General features: G+C 52.3%; 21 protein-coding genes. 9 read left to right on the forward strand and 12 right to left on the reverse strand.

Annotated elements, in window-relative coordinates; translation table 11 throughout:
• Positions 1 to 126 precede the first annotated feature (126 nt).
• The 3 genes from glgX (at position 127) to CAG64_RS14410 (ending at position 6,224) form a co-directional block, all read left to right on the forward strand.
• Positions 127 to 2,082 carry a glycogen debranching protein GlgX gene (gene glgX / locus CAG64_RS14400; RefSeq protein WP_161452055.1) on the forward strand — a complete coding sequence of 652 codons (1,956 nt, stop codon included), beginning with the start codon at positions 127 to 129 and terminating at the stop codon, positions 2,080 to 2,082.
• A 158-nt stretch (positions 2,083 to 2,240) separates the two neighbouring features.
• Positions 2,241 to 3,137, forward strand: a complete 897-nt coding sequence (locus CAG64_RS14405) for an ROK family protein (protein WP_161488357.1) — start codon at positions 2,241 to 2,243, stop codon at positions 3,135 to 3,137.
• 270 nt (positions 3,138 to 3,407) lie between these two features.
• Positions 3,408 to 6,224 (forward strand): M16 family metallopeptidase, encoded by a 2,817-nt coding sequence (locus CAG64_RS14410; protein ID WP_161488356.1) that lies wholly within the window; start codon positions 3,408 to 3,410, stop codon positions 6,222 to 6,224.
• A 30-nt stretch (positions 6,225 to 6,254) separates the two neighbouring features.
• Here the strand turns inward: CAG64_RS14410 and CAG64_RS14415 are convergent, their stop codons facing one another.
• The gene (locus tag CAG64_RS14415; RefSeq protein ID WP_161488355.1) at positions 6,255 to 7,385 is read right to left on the reverse strand and encodes a multidrug effflux MFS transporter; all 1,131 of its coding nucleotides are present in this window, start codon (positions 7,383 to 7,385) and stop codon (positions 6,255 to 6,257) included.
• A gap of 98 nt (positions 7,386 to 7,483) precedes the next feature.
• Between CAG64_RS14415 and CAG64_RS14420 the strand changes: the two genes are divergently transcribed.
• Both CAG64_RS14420 and CAG64_RS14425 read left to right on the forward strand, forming a co-directional pair.
• Positions 7,484 to 8,260: an AraC family transcriptional regulator gene (locus CAG64_RS14420; protein WP_161488354.1), complete on the forward strand. Its 777-nt coding sequence runs from the start codon at positions 7,484 to 7,486 to the stop codon at positions 8,258 to 8,260.
• A 47-nt stretch (positions 8,261 to 8,307) separates the two neighbouring features.
• Positions 8,308 to 9,174 carry a glycerol kinase gene (locus CAG64_RS14425; protein ID WP_161488353.1) on the forward strand — a complete coding sequence of 289 codons (867 nt, stop codon included), beginning with the start codon at positions 8,308 to 8,310 and terminating at the stop codon, positions 9,172 to 9,174.
• A gap of 40 nt (positions 9,175 to 9,214) precedes the next feature.
• On the opposite strand, the gene CAG64_RS14430 is transcribed toward CAG64_RS14425, so the two are convergent.
• The 3 genes from CAG64_RS14430 to CAG64_RS14440 form a co-directional block, all read right to left on the reverse strand.
• Positions 9,215 to 9,637, reverse strand: a complete 423-nt coding sequence (locus CAG64_RS14430; protein WP_161452066.1) for an META domain-containing protein — start codon at positions 9,635 to 9,637, stop codon at positions 9,215 to 9,217.
• A gap of 13 nt (positions 9,638 to 9,650) precedes the next feature.
• Positions 9,651 to 10,136 (reverse strand): hypothetical protein, encoded by a 486-nt coding sequence (locus tag CAG64_RS14435; RefSeq protein WP_161488352.1) that lies wholly within the window; start codon positions 10,134 to 10,136, stop codon positions 9,651 to 9,653.
• Between the two features lie 109 nt (positions 10,137 to 10,245).
• Positions 10,246 to 11,169 carry a LysR substrate-binding domain-containing protein gene (locus CAG64_RS14440; RefSeq protein WP_021705981.1) on the reverse strand — a complete coding sequence of 308 codons (924 nt, stop codon included), beginning with the start codon at positions 11,167 to 11,169 and terminating at the stop codon, positions 10,246 to 10,248.
• Positions 11,170 to 11,320: 151 nt separating this feature from the next.
• Between CAG64_RS14440 and hisC the strand changes: the two genes are divergently transcribed.
• Both hisC and CAG64_RS14450 read left to right on the forward strand, forming a co-directional pair.
• Positions 11,321 to 12,400 (forward strand): histidinol-phosphate transaminase, encoded by a 1,080-nt coding sequence (gene hisC / locus CAG64_RS14445; RefSeq protein ID WP_161454531.1) that lies wholly within the window; start codon positions 11,321 to 11,323, stop codon positions 12,398 to 12,400.
• 17 nt (positions 12,401 to 12,417) lie between these two features.
• On the forward strand, positions 12,418 to 13,191 hold the full coding sequence (locus CAG64_RS14450) for an ABC transporter substrate-binding protein (protein WP_161454532.1): 774 nt from the start codon (positions 12,418 to 12,420) through the stop codon (positions 13,189 to 13,191).
• A 193-nt stretch (positions 13,192 to 13,384) separates the two neighbouring features.
• On the opposite strand, the gene CAG64_RS14455 is transcribed toward CAG64_RS14450, so the two are convergent.
• From CAG64_RS14455 to CAG64_RS14465, 3 genes are read right to left on the reverse strand one after another with little or no spacing between them, the layout of a single operon-like run.
• Positions 13,385 to 13,819, reverse strand: coding sequence for a YccF domain-containing protein (locus tag CAG64_RS14455; protein ID WP_021706291.1), 435 nt, complete (start codon positions 13,817 to 13,819; stop codon positions 13,385 to 13,387).
• Positions 13,820 to 13,830: 11 nt separating this feature from the next.
• Positions 13,831 to 14,121 carry an antibiotic biosynthesis monooxygenase family protein gene (locus tag CAG64_RS14460; protein ID WP_021706292.1) on the reverse strand — a complete coding sequence of 97 codons (291 nt, stop codon included), beginning with the start codon at positions 14,119 to 14,121 and terminating at the stop codon, positions 13,831 to 13,833.
• Positions 14,122 to 14,150: 29 nt separating this feature from the next.
• The gene (locus CAG64_RS14465; RefSeq protein WP_021706293.1) at positions 14,151 to 14,879 is read right to left on the reverse strand and encodes a sulfite exporter TauE/SafE family protein; all 729 of its coding nucleotides are present in this window, start codon (positions 14,877 to 14,879) and stop codon (positions 14,151 to 14,153) included.
• Between the two features lie 260 nt (positions 14,880 to 15,139).
• Here CAG64_RS14465 and mrdA point away from each other — a divergent pair, with 260 nt between their 5' ends.
• Positions 15,140 to 17,053, forward strand: a complete 1,914-nt coding sequence (gene mrdA, locus CAG64_RS14470) for a penicillin-binding protein 2 (protein WP_161488351.1) — start codon at positions 15,140 to 15,142, stop codon at positions 17,051 to 17,053.
• A 35-nt stretch (positions 17,054 to 17,088) separates the two neighbouring features.
• Here the strand turns inward: mrdA and CAG64_RS14475 are convergent, their stop codons facing one another.
• From CAG64_RS14475 to CAG64_RS14485, 3 genes are read right to left on the reverse strand one after another with little or no spacing between them, the layout of a single operon-like run.
• A complete protein-coding gene (locus tag CAG64_RS14475; protein ID WP_161488350.1) occupies positions 17,089 to 17,667 on the reverse strand; it encodes a DJ-1/PfpI family protein in 579 nt (192 codons plus the stop codon).
• Positions 17,664 to 18,266 carry a glutathione S-transferase N-terminal domain-containing protein gene (locus tag CAG64_RS14480; RefSeq protein WP_161488349.1) on the reverse strand — a complete coding sequence of 201 codons (603 nt, stop codon included), beginning with the start codon at positions 18,264 to 18,266 and terminating at the stop codon, positions 17,664 to 17,666. The genes CAG64_RS14475 and CAG64_RS14480 overlap by 4 nt, the downstream gene beginning before the upstream one ends.
• A complete protein-coding gene (locus CAG64_RS14485; protein ID WP_161488348.1) occupies positions 18,263 to 18,685 on the reverse strand; it encodes a rhodanese-like domain-containing protein in 423 nt (140 codons plus the stop codon). Before CAG64_RS14485 ends, CAG64_RS14480 begins: the two co-directional genes overlap by 4 nt.
• Before the next feature lie 131 nt (positions 18,686 to 18,816).
• Between CAG64_RS14485 and CAG64_RS14490 the strand changes: the two genes are divergently transcribed.
• A complete protein-coding gene (locus CAG64_RS14490) occupies positions 18,817 to 19,755 on the forward strand; it encodes a helix-turn-helix domain-containing protein (protein WP_021706298.1) in 939 nt (312 codons plus the stop codon).
• Positions 19,756 to 19,787: 32 nt separating this feature from the next.
• On the opposite strand, the gene CAG64_RS14495 is transcribed toward CAG64_RS14490, so the two are convergent.
• Both CAG64_RS14495 and rihA read right to left on the reverse strand, forming a co-directional pair.
• Positions 19,788 to 20,144: a rhodanese-like domain-containing protein gene (locus CAG64_RS14495; RefSeq protein WP_161488347.1), complete on the reverse strand. Its 357-nt coding sequence runs from the start codon at positions 20,142 to 20,144 to the stop codon at positions 19,788 to 19,790.
• A 25-nt stretch (positions 20,145 to 20,169) separates the two neighbouring features.
• A complete protein-coding gene (gene rihA / locus CAG64_RS14500) occupies positions 20,170 to 21,123 on the reverse strand; it encodes a pyrimidine-specific ribonucleoside hydrolase RihA (protein ID WP_161488346.1) in 954 nt (317 codons plus the stop codon).
• Positions 21,124 to 21,259: the final 136 nt, after the last annotated feature.

Consider the following 21,259-nt stretch of genomic DNA (forward strand, 5'->3'; position numbering starts at 1 on the left):
TTTTTCATTTTTTCGTCATCGAACTGAAATAAAATTACAAGAAAAAATTTGTGATGGGGCGCTTGACCTAATATAGACAAAGTCTTTTACTAATAGTTCAACAACGACAGAATAAACCCCAAAGTGATGACGGAACAAAGCTCTCGACCTTATCCCCTGGGCGCTACGCCAGATCAATCTGGTTGTAATTTTTCAATCTATGCCCCTGCAGCTGAAAATATTCAGCTTGCTCTGTTTGACGATAATAATCGCTACGTAACGTATTCCTTACCCAATGAATACGCTGGAATTCGTCATGTCTACATCAGCGATATTAAAGCCGGACAGAAATACGGATATATCGTTGAACAGCAAGGAAAGTCTCATTTTATTTCCGATCCCTATGCGAAATCGCTGGATAAAGCCCTGCACTACCAGCCTCCGTTTGACGCTGCGCAGAGTTTCACGCTGGCAAAATGTGTCGTGGTCGATGATCAGTTTGACTGGCAGGGTACGCGACCACCTCGCATCCCACGTGCGCAAACCGTGCTGTTTGAAACGCACGTGAAAGGGCTGACCAAACTCCACCCGGAAGTACCGCGGGAGCAGCAAGGTCGCTATCTCGGGTTGGTCAGTGATGCGATGCTGAGCTTTTACCAGCAGCAGAATATCACCACATTGCAATTGCTGCCCATTGCGGCCTGCCTGCACGAACCGCATCTATTGAAAATGGATAAAGTGAATTACTGGGGCTACAACCCTTACGTGTTCATGGCACCCGACCCCCGTTACGCCGATCATGACGCGGTCCAGGAACTCAAAACCACCATTCGGGAACTGCACCGCCACGGGATCGAGGTGATTCTGGATGTAGTGTATAACCACACGGCCGAAGGCGGACCAGATGGCCCCGTATTGAACCTTAAAGCACTCGACGGCCAGTATTACCTCAAACACGGCGAACAGTACGCCAACTTTACTGGATGTGGTAATACCGTGGATCTGAGCTACCAGCCAACACTTAATCTGATTATGGACACGCTGCGCTACTGGGTTGAAATGTTTCACATCGACGGCTTCCGTTTTGATTTGGCGGCGACATTAGGCCGTCAGGGCGAGCATTTCAGTCAAGAGTCGGCATTTTTCAAGGCGGTTGCGCAGGATCCCGTCTTACGTGAGGTGAAACTGATCGCAGAGCCATGGGACATCGGTCCTAATGGTTATCAGGTGGGGAACTTTCCATTCGGCTGGAATGAATGCAACGACCGCCTACGAGACATTACCCGCAGTTTCTGGCGCGGTGATCAAGGCTATCTGAAAGAGTTTGCGACCCGTTTGATGGGATCACGCGATCTTTACAGTGCGGCCAACTGGCCGTACAAAATGACGGTGAACTACATCACTTACCACGATGGTTTCACTATGCAGGATCTGGTGTCTTACAAACACAAACACAATGAAGCCAATGGTGAACAGAATCGTGATGGGCACGGTGACAATCGCTCGGACAATTACGGCATTGAAGGGCCGAGTGACAATCCACTGATACGAGAAACTCGTGAAAAGCAAAAGCGAAACTTCATGGCCAGCTTGTTGTTTTCCTTTGGTATTCCCCATATTCTGACTGCGGATGTGTTGTCACACACTCAGCGTGGCAATAACAATGCCTACTGCCAGGACAACGAAATCAGTTGGTTGAACTGGGAAGAGTCAGACGCCAAACGGGCTTTTCGCCGGTGGCTGGCCGAACTGGTGTCGGCTCGCGCCCGTTATATGGTGCCTTTCATCCACGCGTTCAGTGGCGAGCAACGCAATGACAATCGCATCTTTTGGCGACGTATTGATGGCTCCACTATGGAGCATGAAGACTGGAACCGACTCAGTTGTGTGGCGCTTCATCTGGGCCTGCGCAAACACGGGGCTGAGATGTTCTACTGCATTAACCAGACCAACGCCCCTGCCCGCTTTACACTGCCGACGGAAGAAAATCAGCAGTGGACGATGATCTGTAACACCGACTCTCATGAAGTACACAGCACGATCGATCATAAACAGATGCTCATCGCACCAAGATCCATGGCGATTTTCCACTATCAGCCTTAACTTACGTTCATTCCGACCCACTGAATAAGCAAAGATTTACAATGTAAACCCTTGCTTATTCAGTTCAGTAATCCGCGCTACTCCACAGCTTTTCTCTCCCGGACTTCGCGCCTTTTGATTTCCGGTTACACTGCCAACTCAGCTTTGGGAGACGTGACATGCAATACCTCGGACTAGATATTGGCGGAACTAAAATCGCCGCCGCCCTGTTCAGTGAAGACGGACAACAACTCTTCTATCAACGTTTTGAAACCATCAAATCGGATTACCACAGCTTTCTCCAACACGTTGTGGCCATCATTGAGCAAACGGCGCGCCACGCCAGTGACACTTATCAAATTGGTATCGGACTCCCTGGCGCCATCTGCCCGGGCACTCAACGGATCAAAAATGCCAATATTCTGGTCATTAACGATCAACCGTTACAAAGCGATCTGGAACAATGGCTAAAACAGCCAGTGTATCTGGGCAACGATGCCGACTGTTTTGCCTTGAGTGAAGCGCTGTTTGGTGCCGGGAAACAGTACCACTCCTGTTTTGGGGTCATTATCGGTACCGGATGTGGCGGCGGATTGGTGTATGAGCAAAAACTGGTGCGCGGACCGAATAATGTCGCCGGTGAATGGGGGCACAATCCACTGGCCCACTACAGCCCGGACATCGACGGCAAAACAGAGCCATGCTATTGCGGGCGCAGTGCATGCAACGAACTGTTTTTATCCGGAACGGGGTTCGCCAGAGGCTACAACGCACGTTATGCCAGCCAGATGAACAGCGTGGACATCATGCAAGCACGCCCTCACTGCGCCAATGCACAGGCCCATTATGCCCTGTATGTCGATCAACTTGCCCGGGCCTTGTCTCAGGTCATCAACCTGTTCGACCCGGCGGCGATTGTGCTTGGTGGCGGCATGTCGAATGTCGCGGAGCTGTATCAAGACGTGCCCAAACAACTGCCTCAATACGTTTTTGGCGGCTACTGCGCCACCCCAATCCTGCCAGCACAATTGGGGGATGACAGTGGTGTCAAAGGTGCCGCTTTCCTCGGACGTTAGTCTGACAAATATTTAACCAAGAAAAGTCGCAATCCGAATTTGAGCCACTACACTGGATCATGATGTCAATCAGAGCTTCTCAATTGGCATCCCCCCTAACTTCCTGCGTCCTCTGGTCGGCAGGATCGACGGGCAAGACTAGTCACCTTGCCCTTTCTTTTGCAACCCTTTGGTTGAATCCGCAGAAAGACCTCGACAATGATCACCTTTCGCTATAGCTTCTAAGTAAACCATTTCATATGTTTTCAATACGTTTAAGAAGTCATCATCATGTGGAACGCCCGATTTAAGAAGCGGACGCTGCTGCTGTCCCTATCTTGTTTGTCCTTCTCCGTTTTGTCCGCCCCCAACGATTCCGCTCTGTGGTTTCCACAAACGGATCTCCCGTTGGATAGCCGTTACCAAACCCAGTTGCTGGACAACGGTATGCGACTTATTGTCATCCGTAATGATCAGCCCAAGAACAGCGTTTCCCTCCGGATGCGGGTCGATGCCGGCTCTTTGCAAGAAAGTGGCGCAGAGCCTGGCGTTGCACACTTCCTGGAGCATATGGCGTTCAATGGTTCAACACACGTCCCCGAAGGCGAAATGGTCGCGATGCTTGAGCGCCACGGTCTGTCATTTGGTGCTGATACCAATGCGTTCACCGATTTCTCACAAACCGTCTACGAGCTTGACCTGCCCAAGTCGGACCAAGACAGTATCGATACCGCGCTGTTTCTGCTGCGCGAAACCGCGTCTGAATTAACCTTGGACAACGACGCCATCGCGCGGGAACGTAAAGTCATTGAATCTGAAGTACGCGAACGCCAGTCGGCCAACTTTGAGCGTTACATTGACTGGAGCAATTATCTACTTGCCGGCTCCGGCATCATGAACAAGCGACCACTGGGTACCCTCGCTGGCATGGAAGCGGTCAATCAGAAACGGCTGAAAGATTTTTATACCCGCTACTATGCTCCTCGTAATACCACCCTGATCATTGCCGGGGATGTGGAGACTCAGGCGATTCTCCAGAGAGTAAAGCACTATTTTTCGGATTGGAAAAATCCGCAGGGTCAAGACGCAGCCAAGCCGGACATGCAGGTGAGCCTACCACAACACGCGCAAGCCAAAGCATTTATTCACCCCAATATTACTGCGCGGATTGAGCTGAATTTTGTTGATCCGGCGAAACACATCAAGGCCACCACCCAAACCGACTTCGACCAATGGGTCAAAGAGATTGGAGACCGGGCTCTGGCGTACCGATTGGAAACCATCGCGTTTGACAGTGAAGGCAAGCTGATTTCGCCATACGCAGGCACGGAACTGGACTATCAGCTCGCCCGCATCAGCCAACTCAGCCTCACCACTGCGCAAGGGGAATGGCAGCAAGGATTGGAAGCACTGGAGCAAACCCTGCGCCAGGCGTTAATTTATGGTTTCAGTGAGGAAGAAGTGCAACGTCAGGTCAGCACGATGGCCAATAACCTGCAACTCAGTCTGACCGCAACCGATGACCTGACGAATGCCAACCTGGTCAGCCGCGCTGTCACTGCCCTGAATGGTGAATATGTCCTTACTTCCGCGCTGTTCGATCATGAGCAGTTCAATCAGAAACGCGACAAAATCACCGCTCAACTGGTCAATGAAAAGTTTAAGCAACGCTGGGGCGCTCATCCGCCACGAATCTATCTGGCGGATCGTCAGGCGCCGGATAGCATCGAAAGTAAGTTGCTCGCCGCGTACCAGAACAGCCAGAAAGAACCTGTCTTGCCGTACGTCAATCAAGTCAATGACCATTTTGGTTATGAGAGCTTTGGCGAGTCCGGCATCGCCAAACACGTCAGTACATCCGACTACGGTAACGTTGTGCGGTATCGCTTTGATAACGGCGTGATGTTGAACGTCAAACCCACTAAGCTGGAGAAAGACACCGTTTACCTGACCGTTCGTATAGGTACTGGCAAATACGGACTGAGCAATGACAAAGCGCCGCTGATGACACTGTTTGATGCCGGTATGGTGGCCGCCGGGTTGAAAAAACACACGCTCAACGAATTACGTGGCATCTTTGATGATGAAACCATCGGTGCCAATATGCTGTTTACCAACAGTGCCATTGACGCGCAAAGCATCGTCGCCAATAAAGACGTCCTCAACCAACTCCGCCTCTATGCGGCGTATTTCACCGACGGCGGCTATCGCGAGGAAGGTCGGGCTTTTGCGCTGCAGCATCTGGATTCGGTGTACAACACCTATCAGCAATCACCTGAACAGGTATTGCAATTCCACGTTGGCCCTCTGCTACACGGTGGAGATGCCCGCTGGAAACTCCCAGGCGTGACAGAACTGAGCCAGTATTCCATGGGTGATGTTCAGCCTCTGGTGCGCGATGCCCTGCTCAATGGCCCGGTAGAAATCGGGGTGGTGGGCGACATCACGCTGGAAGACGCCACCAGTTACGTTGCGCAAACCTTCGGGGCGCTTCCCCTGAAACCACAGCAGGTATTTGAGCCGTACAAGGAATCTTTCCCCCCGGTCAAAAAGCAAGATCTGACGCTGTATCACCAAGGCGATAAGACCACCGCCATAGCCACAACCTACTGGCAGATCCCCGATGGCAAGAATTATGAGCAATCGGTCGGGTTCCGGGTACTGTTTGAAGTGCTGCAACAACGCATCACCAAAGAGGTCCGCGAAGCGATAGGTGCATCGTACAGTCCGTGGGTCGATTACACGCAATCCACTCTGTTTAAGAATTACGGCAATATGAGCATCAACAGCAATACAACCGTCGGGCAAGTCGATACCGTGTTGGCGACGTATAAATCGGTGCTCAGAGACTTGCAGGCGCGCCCTGTCAGTGAAGACGATTTGCGCCGCGCGGTTACGCCCATGCTGGATGCGATCAAACAGCATGAGCAAGACAATTATTACTGGCTGGATCTGACTTCCATCGCTCAGACTGCGCCGGAGTTCTTACCGGAACAGGCTCGACTGCCCGTACTGCTGCACACCATGACCAGAGAAAAGTTGCAAAAACTGGCAAAACTGATCGACGTGGACGAAGCGCTGCAAATTCGAGTGATTCCTCAGCCCTGAGCAACGGGAGGCTTGCGCCTCCCTGTTTCTCTACGGCCTTGAGCGGCGTGTCAAAGTCAGTAGCAAGCACACTCCCCCGCAGACGCTCAGGACGATTCCCAAGTTTTGAATCCAGCCAGCGAGAGCAAGGCCTCCTCCGATTAATAGGTAATACATCAAACCAAACCAGGCACCAGCCGTGCCGATACCCGCTTTGTATTCGACCAAGGCCTGGCTCAGAACATTGGGGATCCCAAGTCCAAAGCCACACACAACCAGCAACATCGGCGCCAAGAACCACAAACTGTCGATGGTCGCGATCACCCCCAAACCACCAGCCAGCACCAGCAGTGCCGCCAAACGCAGGATAGAGTCCGTACGCCAGCGCGTTACCAGGCGTTTATTCCACACACTGCCTGCCAGCGTGCCTGCGGCCATCACCATCCCGCTGTAGCCAAATAAGTGGGGGTCATACCCAAGTCTCTGAAACACAAACGGCCCTTGCAGATAATAGCCAAACAACGCGACATTAAAACCGGCCACCAGAAAAGCGCTACGCCAGATATGACCATCACGAACAAGCTGCCTCACTACAGTTGTCACACGAGGCTTCACTTGTTCACCGTGCAATGTCTCCGGTAACATAATCGCACACACCAAGCACAGAGCCAGCGCGAGCACACACAACGCCGTAAACACCGCCGGATAGCCTCCCAACAGCGTTAACCCGCCGCCAGTCATCATACCGATCACCGGACTGATGGCGATACCAATGCCCACCCAGGCAAATACCCGCCCCAGCGCTTCGCCTTCAAAAATGTCGCGCAGCATGGTTTGTGTCACCACAGAACCGACGGCGGCCCCCACAGCACTGAGCGCGCGAAAACCCAGCAATGTGTGGAAATCGGTGCTGATGACAGCGCCTAACGCCGCGATGCCGTACACCGCCAAGCCTAATAACATCGTTTTGCGTCGCCCCAGATAATCGGCCACCGTACCCCATATCACAACCCCAACCGCAAACGCGGAAAAGTAAATCGACAATGTCTGGGCTGCCACGGACTCACTGACCCCAAATCCCTCTGCGATGGCAGGCAATACCGGGCTATAAATCGTTTCGACCACCTGCGGAAACATCAATAACAACACCATCAGACCGGCATTGGGTGGTGATTTGTTCATCTTTCTCTCCAATCCACTTTCAAAGTAGGCGCAGTGTAGCCCGCTCTGCTATAGTCCCTATAACACGATCAAGACCAAAAACAGCAAAATAGAGACACATGGCTCTGATAGACGCGACAACCCGTTTTAACGCAGACGCACTGACAGCAGATGTGATCGGCATCGCCGCACGGGTCGGAAAGCATGACTCCGGCATGCACCAGCACAACAAGGCCCAGTTACTGTATGCGCCGCAGGGGTGCATCACCTTCACCATTCGCCGCCAGCAATACGTTCTGCCTCCTACCCGGGCAGCCTGGATTCCGGCCGGCGTGCCTCACTGTGCCACCATGAATAATGTGGTTGAGTATCGTTCAGTCTATTTTGATGCGCACTTAGCCCAAGCAGTGGACACGGACATTCGCATTGTCGAGGTCAATGCATTGCTTCAGGCACTGATCGAACGCATGGCCTTCTGGCCATGGGATAAACCCAAGCATGATATGCAAAATACCTGTGCGTTGTTTTTCGAGGAGTTCCAACAGGCGCCCGTGCAGCACTTGTCACTACCCCTGCCGGAAGACAGACGCCTCACGGCCTGGCTGACCCAATTGCACAACGACGTCACCATGCCTCCGCCACTCAACCAGCTCTGTCAGCAGGTCGGAGCCAGCAGTAAAACCATCACGCGCATTTTTCAACGCGAAACGGGCATGCCTTATCAGGACTGGCGGGCACAATGGCGGCTCCTGAAAGCCATTGAGCATTTGTCTGGTGGTGCTGCAGTGAATGACGTTGCCGACCGTCTGGCGTTTTCCAGTGATAGTGCGTTTATCGCTTTTTTTCGTCAGCATACTGGCCGGACACCGCGCCAGTATTTGCAGGCAAGTGATTGAATCTCATCGTTCGGCAGGCAAAAATAAACACAACAAGGAGTCGGCATATGACGGAAAAACTATCAACAACAGCGCTGGCCAAACGCAGGAACGTTGAGGCGAAACAGCTGTTCAATGAGTTAAAAACTGCTGGGTATCTCAATCGTTCAGAGGACAAATGGATCCTGACTGAACTGGGACGAAAATTTGGTGGCGATTACGCCACTCACCCCAAATACGGCCAATTTATTGTCTGGCCGGACAATCTGCTGATCGACCTTTCCGCCACTTCTGGTCAGCCCTTAAGTGCCACCCAGCTTGGTGAACGATTCGGGCTCAACCCAAAGAAAGTCAATCAACTCCTGAATGAGCTGGGCTGGTTGCAGAAAACAGAACAAGGCTGGCAGGTGACCGAATCAGGATTGACGGTCGGTGGTTACCAGCGTGAAGACAAAACCTCAGGCAACCAGTACGCGGTGTGGCACGATGCCTTAGTCCGTAATAAGCGACTCAAACAGTGCGTGGTAGAGTTTCTCGGACAAGATGCCGAAGTACATGCGACCGACAAATCGTTGTCGAGCTTTCGCCAAAAGTTTGAAGCCAAACACCGGACACTCGACGGTCATTATGTACGTTCCCGTGGTGAACTGCGCATCGATAATTGGCTGTATATGAACGGGGTGGTGCACGCTTATCAGCGTCAGTTACCCGTCGAAGAAGACATCATCAGCGACTTTTATCTTCCGGCGGGAAAGGTATATCTGCAATTCTGGGGCAGTGATTCCGGCAGTGTCACTGAGAAACAGCGTCAACACATTCGGACGGTTTATCAGCATCATGGGTTCGCGTTAATCGAACTGGACAGTGCCGACATTGAACGCCTGGATGAGGTGCTACCGGATAAACTACGCGCGTTCGGCATTCATGCGTATTGATGGAAAAGACAGACCGCGAACACGCGGCCTGTCAATCGATTTACTGCGGCTGATTGGCCAATACGTACGTCAAGGTGTGTGACACACCTTTGAGAATCAACTCGCCATCTTGAATCGACACATCGCTCCAGTCGGTCAGTACGCCCGCAACGATCTGTTCCGTTTTCATCTTGCTCTCATCCAGACACGCCATGCGAGTCATACCCATGCGCTCTACCCGGATACGGTTGCCCTGCAGCTCAGACTGGCCAAAGAAACGGTTGCACCCGGTGCTACCGGCCGCCCGAGCTTCATCATTGATTTCCAGTGTCGCGTTAGTGGAGACGGCATTGCCATCAACCTGTGTCAGTTTCCACTGCTGGTTCTGCAGCATGTCCGGGGTGACATCAACCACCGGGCTGGAACACGCCGTCATTGAAAGTAAAGCCGCGCAACCAATCGTTGTCAGTAGAAGACGTTTCATTATTCCGAACTCCTTATAATTTTCTCGTTCTCGGAAGGGTTTGTATTCGTGAGCGAATGGCTGGTCGATTCATCTGTGGCTGATGATGCTGAGGCTCGGGTAAACGAACTCGTTCATCGCTGCCATGATGACTCTGCCATTTCTGCTCAATAGCCTGTTGGCGCTCCTCAGGTAACGAGTGCCATTGTGTATCTAACTGCTGTTTTAAGTGATCCAGATTGGCCGACATATCGTCGTCTTTCCAATCTTGTACCTTGTCTTTGACCGCCTGTTGCTGCTCGGTATCCAGCCCGTCCCACCAGTTTTGCAGGCGCTGCTTACAGGCCCGCTCATCAACGCAGCTGTCTGGGTAATAGTGATACCAGTAGTCATCGTTCTCGTACCACCAGAGCTCATGATGCCCTGTATAGTAGGACGAAGAAGGCGTCGGAGAGGAGCTGCAGCCCGAGGCCAATAGCGTCATGCCACACAACAGAAATACCGCGCGTTTACCGATCATTGTCGCTCCGCAAAGTGCAACCAGTATCTCTTATTATGGAACGATTCACGCCGATGTTCCTCTCATTTCATAACTCTGTTAATACTAGACAGCCGATCCATTGCACATGTCAGACTGTTGTGAGCGCCAAGTCATTTTCTGTTTTCACATCAGCCGCTTGAGCAAACCATTGCAACAAACTGTGAATCATATCGTTATCCGCTTCCTGCGGCCAAAGTAAATAATAACTTTGCCCGGATCTGACGGCCTGCTTAAAAGGCTGACAGAGACGATGCAAACTGAGATCTTGTTGCGCTAATGTGACGTCCCCGACCGCAATCCCAAACCCGCGTTGAGCGGCGTTCATGGCCTGATCTAAGGTCGAGAATATCTGATTGCGCTGACCTTTTAGATCGGAGCGATCGCGTGCCGCCAACCATAGTCGCCAATCGTTGTGCTCCGGCGTAGCATGCAGCCACATAAAACGGGTCAACACATCGTCATGCCAATCGTCACCGTCTCCCACCACCTGTTTCCATAATTCAGGCGCACACAGTGGAGACAGCTTTTCCTCAAACAGCAATTGCTGCTGAATCTGCGATGAACGTCCCGGCTTCCCGTACACAATCACCACATCAAACTGTTCAAAATCCGGCACGACCTGATGTTTGATGGTGGAGGTTAACTCGACTTCGATGTCTGGAAACGCTTGCTGAAAAGACATCAAATGCGGGAGTAGCCAAGCGGTGATGCAGCTTGGCGCATTCAGTTTAATTCGGCTGGAGTTTTCGGTCACATCCACCACCGCCTTTTTCAGGCGATGAAGAATATCTTCAGCCAACGGGATAAACTTTTCGCCTTGCGCCGTCAACGACAGCCCACGCGCCTGACGGTAAAACAGTGCCACTCCCAACAAACTCTCCAGCGACTGAATCTGGCGACTGAGTGCGCCCTGCGTCATATTCAGTGCCTGAGAGGCGTGGGTGAAGTTCAGGTGTTCTGCGGTCGCCAGGAACACTTGCAAATTTTTTGTTGAAGGTAAACGTTGACTCATCACTCACCAAGCCATGCAATTATTTCATAGCTAGTATGTTTTTATTTCGATTCTTATGCCAGAAACTTTTGACTAAATTATTCATTAAATAGTCACTAAAAGCATTTAAAGCCGGATCTAGTGACTATATATTCAAAAAGGACGTTTAAACATGACATCACTGGCATCAAAACTGGCCCCTGAAAGCATAAAAAAGTTAATACCTTATCAGTCAGCACGCCGCATCGGGGGCGACGGCCGATTGTGGCTCAATGCCAATGAACTGGAGCACGGTGTTCACTATTCAGATCACGCGGATTACAACCGTTACCCTGACTTTTTGCCACAGCACATTGCCAAGGCTTATCAGGCGTACTGTCAAACCCGCCAACCTGCTTTGGCCGTTCGCGGTGCAGACGAAGCGATTGATTTGTTGATTCGCACCTTCTGCCAACCCGGAAAAGACAAGATTCTTATCTGTTCACCTACCTACGCCATGTACGAATTCTGCGCCGACGCGCTTGCCATAGACACAGTGGATGTGCCACTGCATGGGCAACATTTTGAACTGGATGCCGAAGCGGTGATTGCGGCGGCGGAGGCCGTTAACCTGATCTTTCTCTGCTCTCCCAACAACCCCACAGGCAACATGTTAGGACGAGAAACACTGATCAACGTCTTGGAGCATACGCGGGATCAAGCTCTGGTGGTGGTTGATGAAGCGTATATTGAGTTTGAACTGCAGCAAAGTGTGGTCGGTCTGATTGATCAGTACCCAAATCTGGTGGTCATCCGCACCTTGTCGAAAGCATTCGGGCTGGCGGCCGTGCGCTGCGGTTTTTTACTCGCTCAACCCGATGTCGTCGAATTTGTGATGAAGCTGATCCCACCCTATCCGATGCCAGACAGCTCCGCCAGTATCGTCATGGACGCTCTGTCTGCCGAAGGCATTGCACTCGCGCAAGACAACACACAGCGTATCATTGAAACACGCCAGATCTTCACCGACAGCATTCGTCAGCTTGACTGGATAGAGCACATTTATCCTTCAGCCACCAATTTTGTTCTACTGCGCACCCGCCCAGATATCGACTTGTTCGGCTATCTTAAACAACACGGCATCGTGACGCGAAACCAACACCATGAGCCAGCGCTTCGCCACTGCGTGCGCATTACCATCGGCTCGCCACAAAGCATGCAGGAAGTCGCTGAGCTGATCTGCAACTACCCGATTCCAACAACACTGAGTTAATTAAAGGGACGTTAATCATGAAAAAATACCTCTTCGCTGCTGCCTGTGCCGCCTCTCTTTTTGCTACACCTGTTCTGGCTAAACAAGTTCGCCTGGCCTCTGACTTTACCTATCCGCCTTTTAACTACATGGATGCCGACGGTAAACCAGCGGGTTTTGACATTGAAATCGCTGACGCACTGTGTCAGCAAGCCCAATTAGACTGTACCTGGGTATCACAAAACTGGGATGCGTTAATTCCAAGTTTGCTGGCACGCAAATCCGACGTCATCATGGCTTCGATGCGCATCACCGAAGAGCGCAAACAACGCATACTGTTCACCCATAAGTACTATCAGACACCAGCCCGCTTTGTGGCCAGCGCAGAAGCAACATTCAGCATGGACCAAACCGGCCTGGAAGGAAAAACCATCGGGGTACAACAAGGCACTATCCATGATCGTTACGTTACCGACAAATTCGGGGCTATTGCCTCGATCAAACGCTATACCGGTCAAGACGAAGTGTATATTGACATGCAAAATGGTCGCCTGGATGTGACCTTCGGCAACGCCGATCAACTGATGCTGGCTTTCCTGGACAAAGCCATCGGTAAGGGGTTTGAATTCAAAGGCGACGCGGTCACTGACAAAGCCTATATCGGCGAAGGCACCGCGCTGGCATTGAGAAAACAGGATCAAGCACTGGCGGAGAAATTCAATCAGGCCATTGACGCCATCCGTGCCAACGGCACCTACGACAAGATCGCCGCCAAATACTTCAGTTTCGATATCTACGGCGAAGATCTGTAAACCCGCTGACAGAACCCAATCGCTACTGTGATGGGGTACACGGCGTACCAAAACCGCCCACCTCAAAGCCGCCGCTTTCCGGAGTCACACCATCATGTGTACAGACTTGCGGCTGGCAACCAAAATGGTGCCGAGACAGTGACACACTAACACCCAGATAAAAAAGAGCCCCTCATCGGGGCTCATATACCGCTTACTTGTTGTATTTCGAATAACGCGCCACGGCCGCTTCTTCTTTCGGCACCACGGTTTTACCAATCGGGGCCAGTGAAATATACGCCAGTTTCAGGTGCTGCAGCGCAAACGGAATACCTATGATGGTAATAAAGCACGCCACAGCGGACATAATATGACCGATGGCCAGCCAGATACCCGCGAGTAAAAACCAGATCACGTTGCCGATAAAACCCAGCGGGCTGGTTCCGATGTCGGTTTCATTGGTCAACTCATCACGCGAGATCGCTTCGTAGCCGAACGGGAAAAAAGAAAAGTTCCCCATCACGAAACAGGCACGTCCCCATGGAATGCCGATAATGCTGATAAAAGCCAACAAACCAAACAACCACCACGCCAGCCCCATAAAGACGCCGCCGCAAATAAACCAAATAATGTTACCTAACGTTCTCATTGTCGCTCCTTTCAGAAAACCCGTTCATAATGCTCCACGGTGGGGAATGGGTGGTAAAAATGATGTAAAAGTTGCTTCCATTCCTGATATTGAGGCGATTGGCGAAATCCCTGCTCATGATCCTCAAGCGTTTCCCAGTTGACCAGCAAGAGATACTGGTCAGGGGTTTCCAGACAACGCTGCAATTGATGCGCGATATAGCCCGGCATAGAGGCAATGATAGTCTGTGCCTGGGCGAAGTTCCGCTCAAATTGCGTGGATAATTCTGGTTTCACATTCAATATAGCGACTTCCAGTATCATGATGTTTCCTTAATCTGGGATGAACGAGTTTAGTTGAACCCTTGCCACACGGCTGTCGCCCCGCTGACCGAGCAGAGCAAAAGCGCGCCCATTCGAATGTTGTCCTTGGGCAGACTGTGGGTGGTAAGCCGGGCCAGTTTGTAGCCAAGCCAGGCCGCTGGTAATAGAGGTATCGAAATCCACACATGGTGAAGTGTAAAAAAGCCAGCGGGAATCTGAATGATCAGCGAGATCAGCGAGCTGAACACAAAAAAGGCCGACAAATTTCCTCTCAGCTGATTGGCTTCCTGATGTTGCAGCAGCAATGCCATGGGCGGACCACCGATTGCAGAACTGGTGCCAAAAAAACCGGAAAAGAAACCGGCCACGCCCATCCGCATAGGGGTCGGCTCAATCCGAAACGGCAACAGACTCACCGCAACCGCAAACAGCACCAAGAACCCCAGCCACAGTGCCAGTACATCCGTCGACACCATGACCAATAGCACGCCGCCGGCAACTGAACCTGGCACCCGGCCAATTAACGCCATTTTCAAACCGCCGATTTCCACGCTGTCACGATGTTTTAGCGCGTTAAGCACAGAAATAAACAATGCCACCAGGCAGATCGGCGCTGGCACATAGTCCGGCGACACCAGAAACAGTAACGGAGCAGCCACAATCGCCAGCCCAAAGCCAATCGCAGTTTGGACAAATGACCCGACAAAAATAAGAAATGCGGCAATCAACGCCGGTGTGGAGATCCATTCAGACAGCATGAGTTTCATCATCAAGTAAGCACGAGAGAACGCTCATGATAATCGATAGTGTTTAAAAAAGATGCAGTTGAGAACAAATAGCCCAAAAGCCGCGCCAATCTCAACGCAGGGCCACAAAGTTGACATTGCTCGTACAATTACTGAAACGATCCTCGTTAGAGTACCGACTAAGTGTAACTAAATGTAACAACATCACCGCCTTTCCCCTGGCGGCCTGCTCTTCTCAGTGCATCGATGTAACCTTACGAGCTCAAGATACAATGAATTTTCATCAACGCACGCCCATTCGTAATCATGAAGAAGAAATTAAACTGTTCAAACGGCGCGCCATTGCGGCTTTTTTTGGCATTGTTGCCCTGATCGGGGTGCTGATTGCCAACCTGTACAACCTGGAAGTCAATCATTACAAAGATTATAAAACCCGATCTAACGACAACCGCATCAAAATCTTACCTATCGCCCCGACACGCGGCTTAATCTACGACCGCAACGGCGTCTTGCTGGCAGAGAATCAACCCATCTACAACCTGGACATGATCCCTGAACAGGCGGGCGATGTGGATACCCTGCTGCAAAAACTCTCCCCATTCATCACTCTGACACCGGAAGAAACCGATGCGTTCAAAAAGCGCTACCAGCACACACGTGGATTTCTGTCGGTGACGATCAAAAGTGAGCTAAATGAACAGGAAGTCGCCCAGTTTTCGGTGCATCAGTACGCGTTTCCCGGCGTGTCAGTCAGTGCCGACCTCAAACGCTACTATCCGTTCGGAGAGATTCTGACCCACGTGCTGGGTTATGTCTCGCACATCAATGACCGTGATCTACAACGCCTTGATAAAGAGGGAAAGCTCACGAACTATCAGGCGACTCGCAACATCGGTAAGCTGGGCGTAGAGCGTTACTACGAAGACATACTGCATGGCACCAAAGGCTATGAAGAAGTGGAAGTCAACAGCCGTGGTCGGGTGATCCGAACCATCAAATACGTCCCACCTGTCGCCGGTAAGGACATCGTACTGAACATCGACATTAAACTGCAGCAGTTTGTCTTTGACCAGTTGGATCACCGTCAGGGCAGTGCGGTGGTCTTGGATCCGCAAGACAACAGCGTGCTGGCGATGGCCTCCAGCCCAAGCTACGATCCCAACCCGTTTGTCAACGGCATCTCTGGGCAAGCCTATCGTGCACTGCTGAGCGATCCGTCTCACCCGCTTGTGAACCGCGTCACCCTCGGCGTCTATCCACCAGCGTCAACGGTGAAACCTTTTATGGCCGTCGCCGGCTTGTCTGAACACGTGATCACTCCCAATACGGTGCGAAACGATCATGGCGTGTGGCGAATTCCTGGCTCAAAACGGAATTCTAAAGCATGGCGCGACTGGAAACGCTGGGGTCATGGCAATGTGGACGTCACATTGGCGATCGAAGAATCGGTCGACTCCTTCTTCTATCAGGTGGCGTATGATCTGGGTATTGACCGCATTTCAACCTGGATGAACAAATTCGGCTTCGGTAGGCCCACGGGGATCGACATTCGTGAAGAGAGCAGCGCGAACATGCCGACGCGTGAGTGGAAAATGGTCCGTCATCATGTCCCCTGGTACCAAGGCGATACCGTTCCGATTGGGATCGGTCAGGGGTACTGGACCGCCACCCCGCTGCAAATCGCCAAAGCGACGTCTGTGTTGCTCAATCACGGAAAAGTGATGCCGCCCCACCTGCTTCGCGCCGTCTTAGATCACGGTGAACAGTTCAGTCACGCCAAAGAGTGGGAACCCAAACCGCTGCCAGCGATTACGGGCGTCCCGGTTCAAGACTGGGATATTCCGATCAACGCGATGCGACTGGTAAATGAAGGCAGCCGCGGCTCCGGACGACGAGCATTTAAAGGGGCGCAATATTCAAGTGGCGGTAAGTCTGGTACGGCTCAGGTGTTCGGCCTGAGAAAAGACGAAGTGTACAACTCCAAAAAACTGGCCAAGAACCTGCTTGATCATGGCTTGTTTACGTCATTTGCACCGTTTCAGCATCCGCGCTACGTCACTACCGTGGTGATTGAACACGGCAACGGCGGCTCGCGGGTCGGTGCACCTTTTGCCCGTAACGTGTTTGATTACCTACTGGTGGACAGGGCAAAACCAGAGCAAGACAAAGAACCAACACGTTCCTAAGCAAAAGAGCCTGTGATGTCACAGGCTCTTTTCGTTTACGGCGACGCTTGCCAGCGATATTCCATCTGGACAGCCGTGCGCTCTGCCAGGGTGCGTTCCGCCAGAAGCGCGACCAGAGACAAACTCATATCAATGCCCGCCGAAATGCCTCCAGAGGTCATCACGTCTCCCTGCTCAACCCAACGCGTGTCTGTGAGCACGGATAATGCCGGATAACGTGCTTGCAACGCCGCCTGGTCTTCCCAATGCGTGGTGACACTCAATCCATCTAAGATGCCCGCCTCCGCCAGCAAGAAGGCGCCGGTACACACCGACGCTATTCGACTCACTTGCTGGGCCTGCTGACGGATCCAGTTTATCACTGCTGGCTTATCGAGCTGCGCTTGATGCAGCCCCCCGACGACCAGCAACATGTCCAGCGGCGGATGATTGGCGAAGTGGTAATGCGGGCTGATCATCATACCGCCGCGCGCTTTCACCAGAGCATCCACCTGAGCAATAAAAAAAATCTGCCAGTCATTCTGAGCGAGTCTGCGGGCCGTACTGAACACTTCAAATGGCCCAGCAAAATCAAGCACTTCGGCATCGTCATAGATGTATATCCCGATGTTCATGCGCCCGCCTCCCGCCACAACCGTGCTTGCTTTAACGCCTCCTTAAGAGCAGGCCAACGCAACAGTTGATGCTGGTATTCTCCGGCTGACCCAACGAGCTCAAGCCCGTAGTGCTGCAACCTGACGGCCATCACAGCAAAAAACGCGTCCACCACACTGGGCTGAGCAAAATAGAAGTGACTGTTCGCGTTGGAAAAGATCCGTTCTATCCTCGTCAATTCACGCTGCATCGCGGCGTCCGGTTGCACTGGCGTCACAGCGTCCAAGGTAAACGGACACCGACTTCTCAACAGCGGGAATCCGGCGTGAAGTTCGGCACACAAACTGCGGGCCAGCGCGCGTTGCGCGGTATCTGACGGGTACAAATTGCCATCACTTTTCTCGTTCAAATATTCCGCAATCGCCAGCGAATCGTGTACCTCGATATCCCCGTCCTTAAGCACCGGAACCAGCCCGGTTGGTGATAACCGGTGAAGCTGTTTCGAGGCCTCACCACGGGACAAATCAATAATCTCAAGCTCCGGCATGAATCCGGCCAGACTGGCGCACAGCCAGCTGCGCAGCGACCAGGTCGAGTCGCGTCCCACGATCAGTTTCATACCGTCACCTCACCCTCTTCCGTCAGCCCTGACCTCAGTTCAAATCCTTCGTCCAGCCAACCGGTTACGCCACCGATCATCTTTTTCACCGGGCGTCCCAGTTTGGCTAACCGGATCGCGGCTTTCTCAGTACCATTACAGTGTGGCCCGGCACAATACACAACAAACAGGGTATCGAGCGGAAACTCGGCCAGATTGTTGAAGTTCAGGCGTGGGTGGGGAATATTGATCGCCCCGGCTATGTACCCCTGCCGGTAAAGTTCGTCCCCCCGCACATCGATCAGGACAAAATCCTGCAACCCATTGGTCATTGCGTGGTGAACGTCCCAGCAATCGGTTTCAAACCGTTGAAGGGCTGAAAAATGTGCCAAAGCGGCGTCGCTGTCGGCAGCTGGAATTCGGGAAACGGCGCTTGTCATAACGTGTCCTTGTTGTGTGATTGACCAGATCTTATTGTGGCTCTCATTCTGGCTCTCGGACACTGGCGAAAAAGCCATAGTGCGTTAATATCAAGCCAAGTTTATCCACATGAGTCCCATGGAGAGGCCTGATGAAAAAAGTGGCGATTCTTACTCACGCCCACGCATCGCTGTTTGAGCTCGCCTGCGCCGCAGAGCTGTTTGCCCTGCCGAGACCAGAGTTTGAGCAGTGGTATCACACCGAAGTGGTCAATCTCGAGCATCAGCCGTTTGTCACCACTGGCGAGGTATTATTGCAGGCACGGAACGTAGACAGTCTGGAACCCTACGACATGCTGGTGATCCCGAGCTGGCCGACTCGGCCAACAACCACAGACACAGAGATTCACCGTCAGGTCGCACGCTTTGCCGAAGCCGGCAAACGAATTCTGACGTTTTGTTCCGGGGCCTTTCTTCTCGCTGAACTGGGATTACTTGATGGCCGCCAAGCCACAACGCACTGGCAGTTTGAAGCGCGTTTTCGGGCCCGCTTTCCTCATGTGGATTACGCACCAAACGTCCTGTATGTATTTGATGGTCAAATTGGCTGCTCCGCTGGCAGTGCAGCAGCACTGGATCTTGGGCTCGCCGTGATTCGCCGCGATTTTGGCTACGCCACGGCCAATCAGGTCGCCAAACGCCTGGTGGTCTCCGCGCATCGACACGGCGGACAATCTCAATTTGTCGACACGCCGATGCTGGAAGTACCGAATCAGTTTTCTGAGGCTCTCAACTGGGCCAACCACAATTTGCATCAGCCCATCCACATTGACATGCTGGCAGCCAAAGCCAATATGTCGCGCAGGACATTTGACCGTAAGTTTCGCACCAGCTTTCACCAGTCACCAAAAGAGTGGCTGACACAGCAGCGGATCGAACGCGCCAAAGGCTTACTGGAAAGCGACGCACACAACATGGATCAACTGGCCCAGTTGTCTGGTTTTGAAAACGCCATGACCATGCGCCACCATTTTCGCCGTCTGGTTGGCGTCTCTCCCAAGCAGTACCGAGCCCAATTCAGCCGATCATAACGTCGGTTGTCCGACACGCGGTCAATGAGCGGTCATGGCTTCACTGCCAGCATTTCGTCCAGCCCACCCCCGTTGTGCAGTTGAGTAAAGCCCGCTTGCCGGAGATAGTCATACGCTTTGGCAGAGCGGTTACCGCTGCGACAATAGAGAACGATCGGGGTGTTTTTGTCCAGATGATTGAAAGCGGTTGCCACGTCACTCAGCGGGTAGTTGCGTGCACCATCCAGATGTTGCTGTTCAAACTCTTGCGGCGTTCGGACGTCCACCACTATGGCTCCTTGCACAATCCACTGCCAGGCGGTATCGGCCCGCTCCGACGCTAGCAGCGGCAACGGTACAGCCAGCAAACATGCACACAATACACTCTTTACGATCCATTGCTGTTTCATCCTCATCTCCTTGATTGAAAGTGCGTTACCCGATCGGATGGCTGGTTGTGTATCCCTCCAGACGTGCTACCAGAAGATCCACAAACCGCTGCCGGTCAACATCCAGTACAACGTCGGCATTTACCTCCCGCCCGGATAACTGAAACAAATCTACGACCGTCATACCTTGAGTATACTCGCCCTGAGTTTCGACCCCGACCCAGCATGCACGCGTAGTAAAAAGTTCCGGTGCCAGCAGCCAGGCAATCGTACACGGATCATGAAGCGGTGCGCCGTCAAAACCCCATTTTGGATCCTGATGATAGATGAGGAAAAAGTCGAGCAGCTCAGCTACCGTTGTCGCAATGCGATTGTTGACCCTGCGAATACGGTCAACATCGTGCGCCAGGATTTGCGCTTTATGGGTAACATCCAGACCACACATGGTGATCGGCACCCCAGCACGAAACACCATATCGGCGGCTTCCGGGTCGACATATATGTTGAATTCAGCCGCCGCGGTCCAGTTGCCAAAATCCGCTGCGCCTCCCATCAACACAATACGTTCTATCTTGGGGATCAGATCGCGGTGCGTAGCCAGTAACAGTGCCACGTTGGTTAGTGGGCCGGTGGGCACAATCGTCACGGGATGCTCACTGCTTCGCAATACAGAAGCCATCAGCGACACGGCATCCGTTTGTTGGGCCAAAAAGCCGGGCTCAGGAAGAGAAGGGCCATCCAAACCACTTTCACCATGCACATTGTCGGCAATCACCAACTCTCTTTTCAATGGTTTAGCGGCGCCAGCCGCGACGGGAATGTCGCAGCGGTCCAGCAGGGTCAGAATTCGTAACGCATTATTTAGCGTTTTGTCTGGGGTTTGATTGCCAGCACTGGTGGTCACGGCGCGAATGTCCAACTCCGGCGACGCGCACGCCAGAATCAGTGCAATAGCGTCGTCATGGCCAGGATCACAATCTAAGATTATCGGTATCGTCATCAACAATATCCTCATGATGGACTCCATGAACTGCACTCTAACTCGTTGTCGAGACAGAAGCTGTGAAAGCGCTCGCCAATATGCATCAAAACAGGCTGCCCGAGTCAATCTGTTACAGCTTTGCTGCATCCCTATT

The organism is Vibrio sp. V38_P2S17PM301 (assembly GCF_009904845.1).
In the GTDB taxonomy this organism is placed as follows: Bacteria; Pseudomonadota; Gammaproteobacteria; order Enterobacterales; family Vibrionaceae; genus Vibrio; species Vibrio proteolyticus.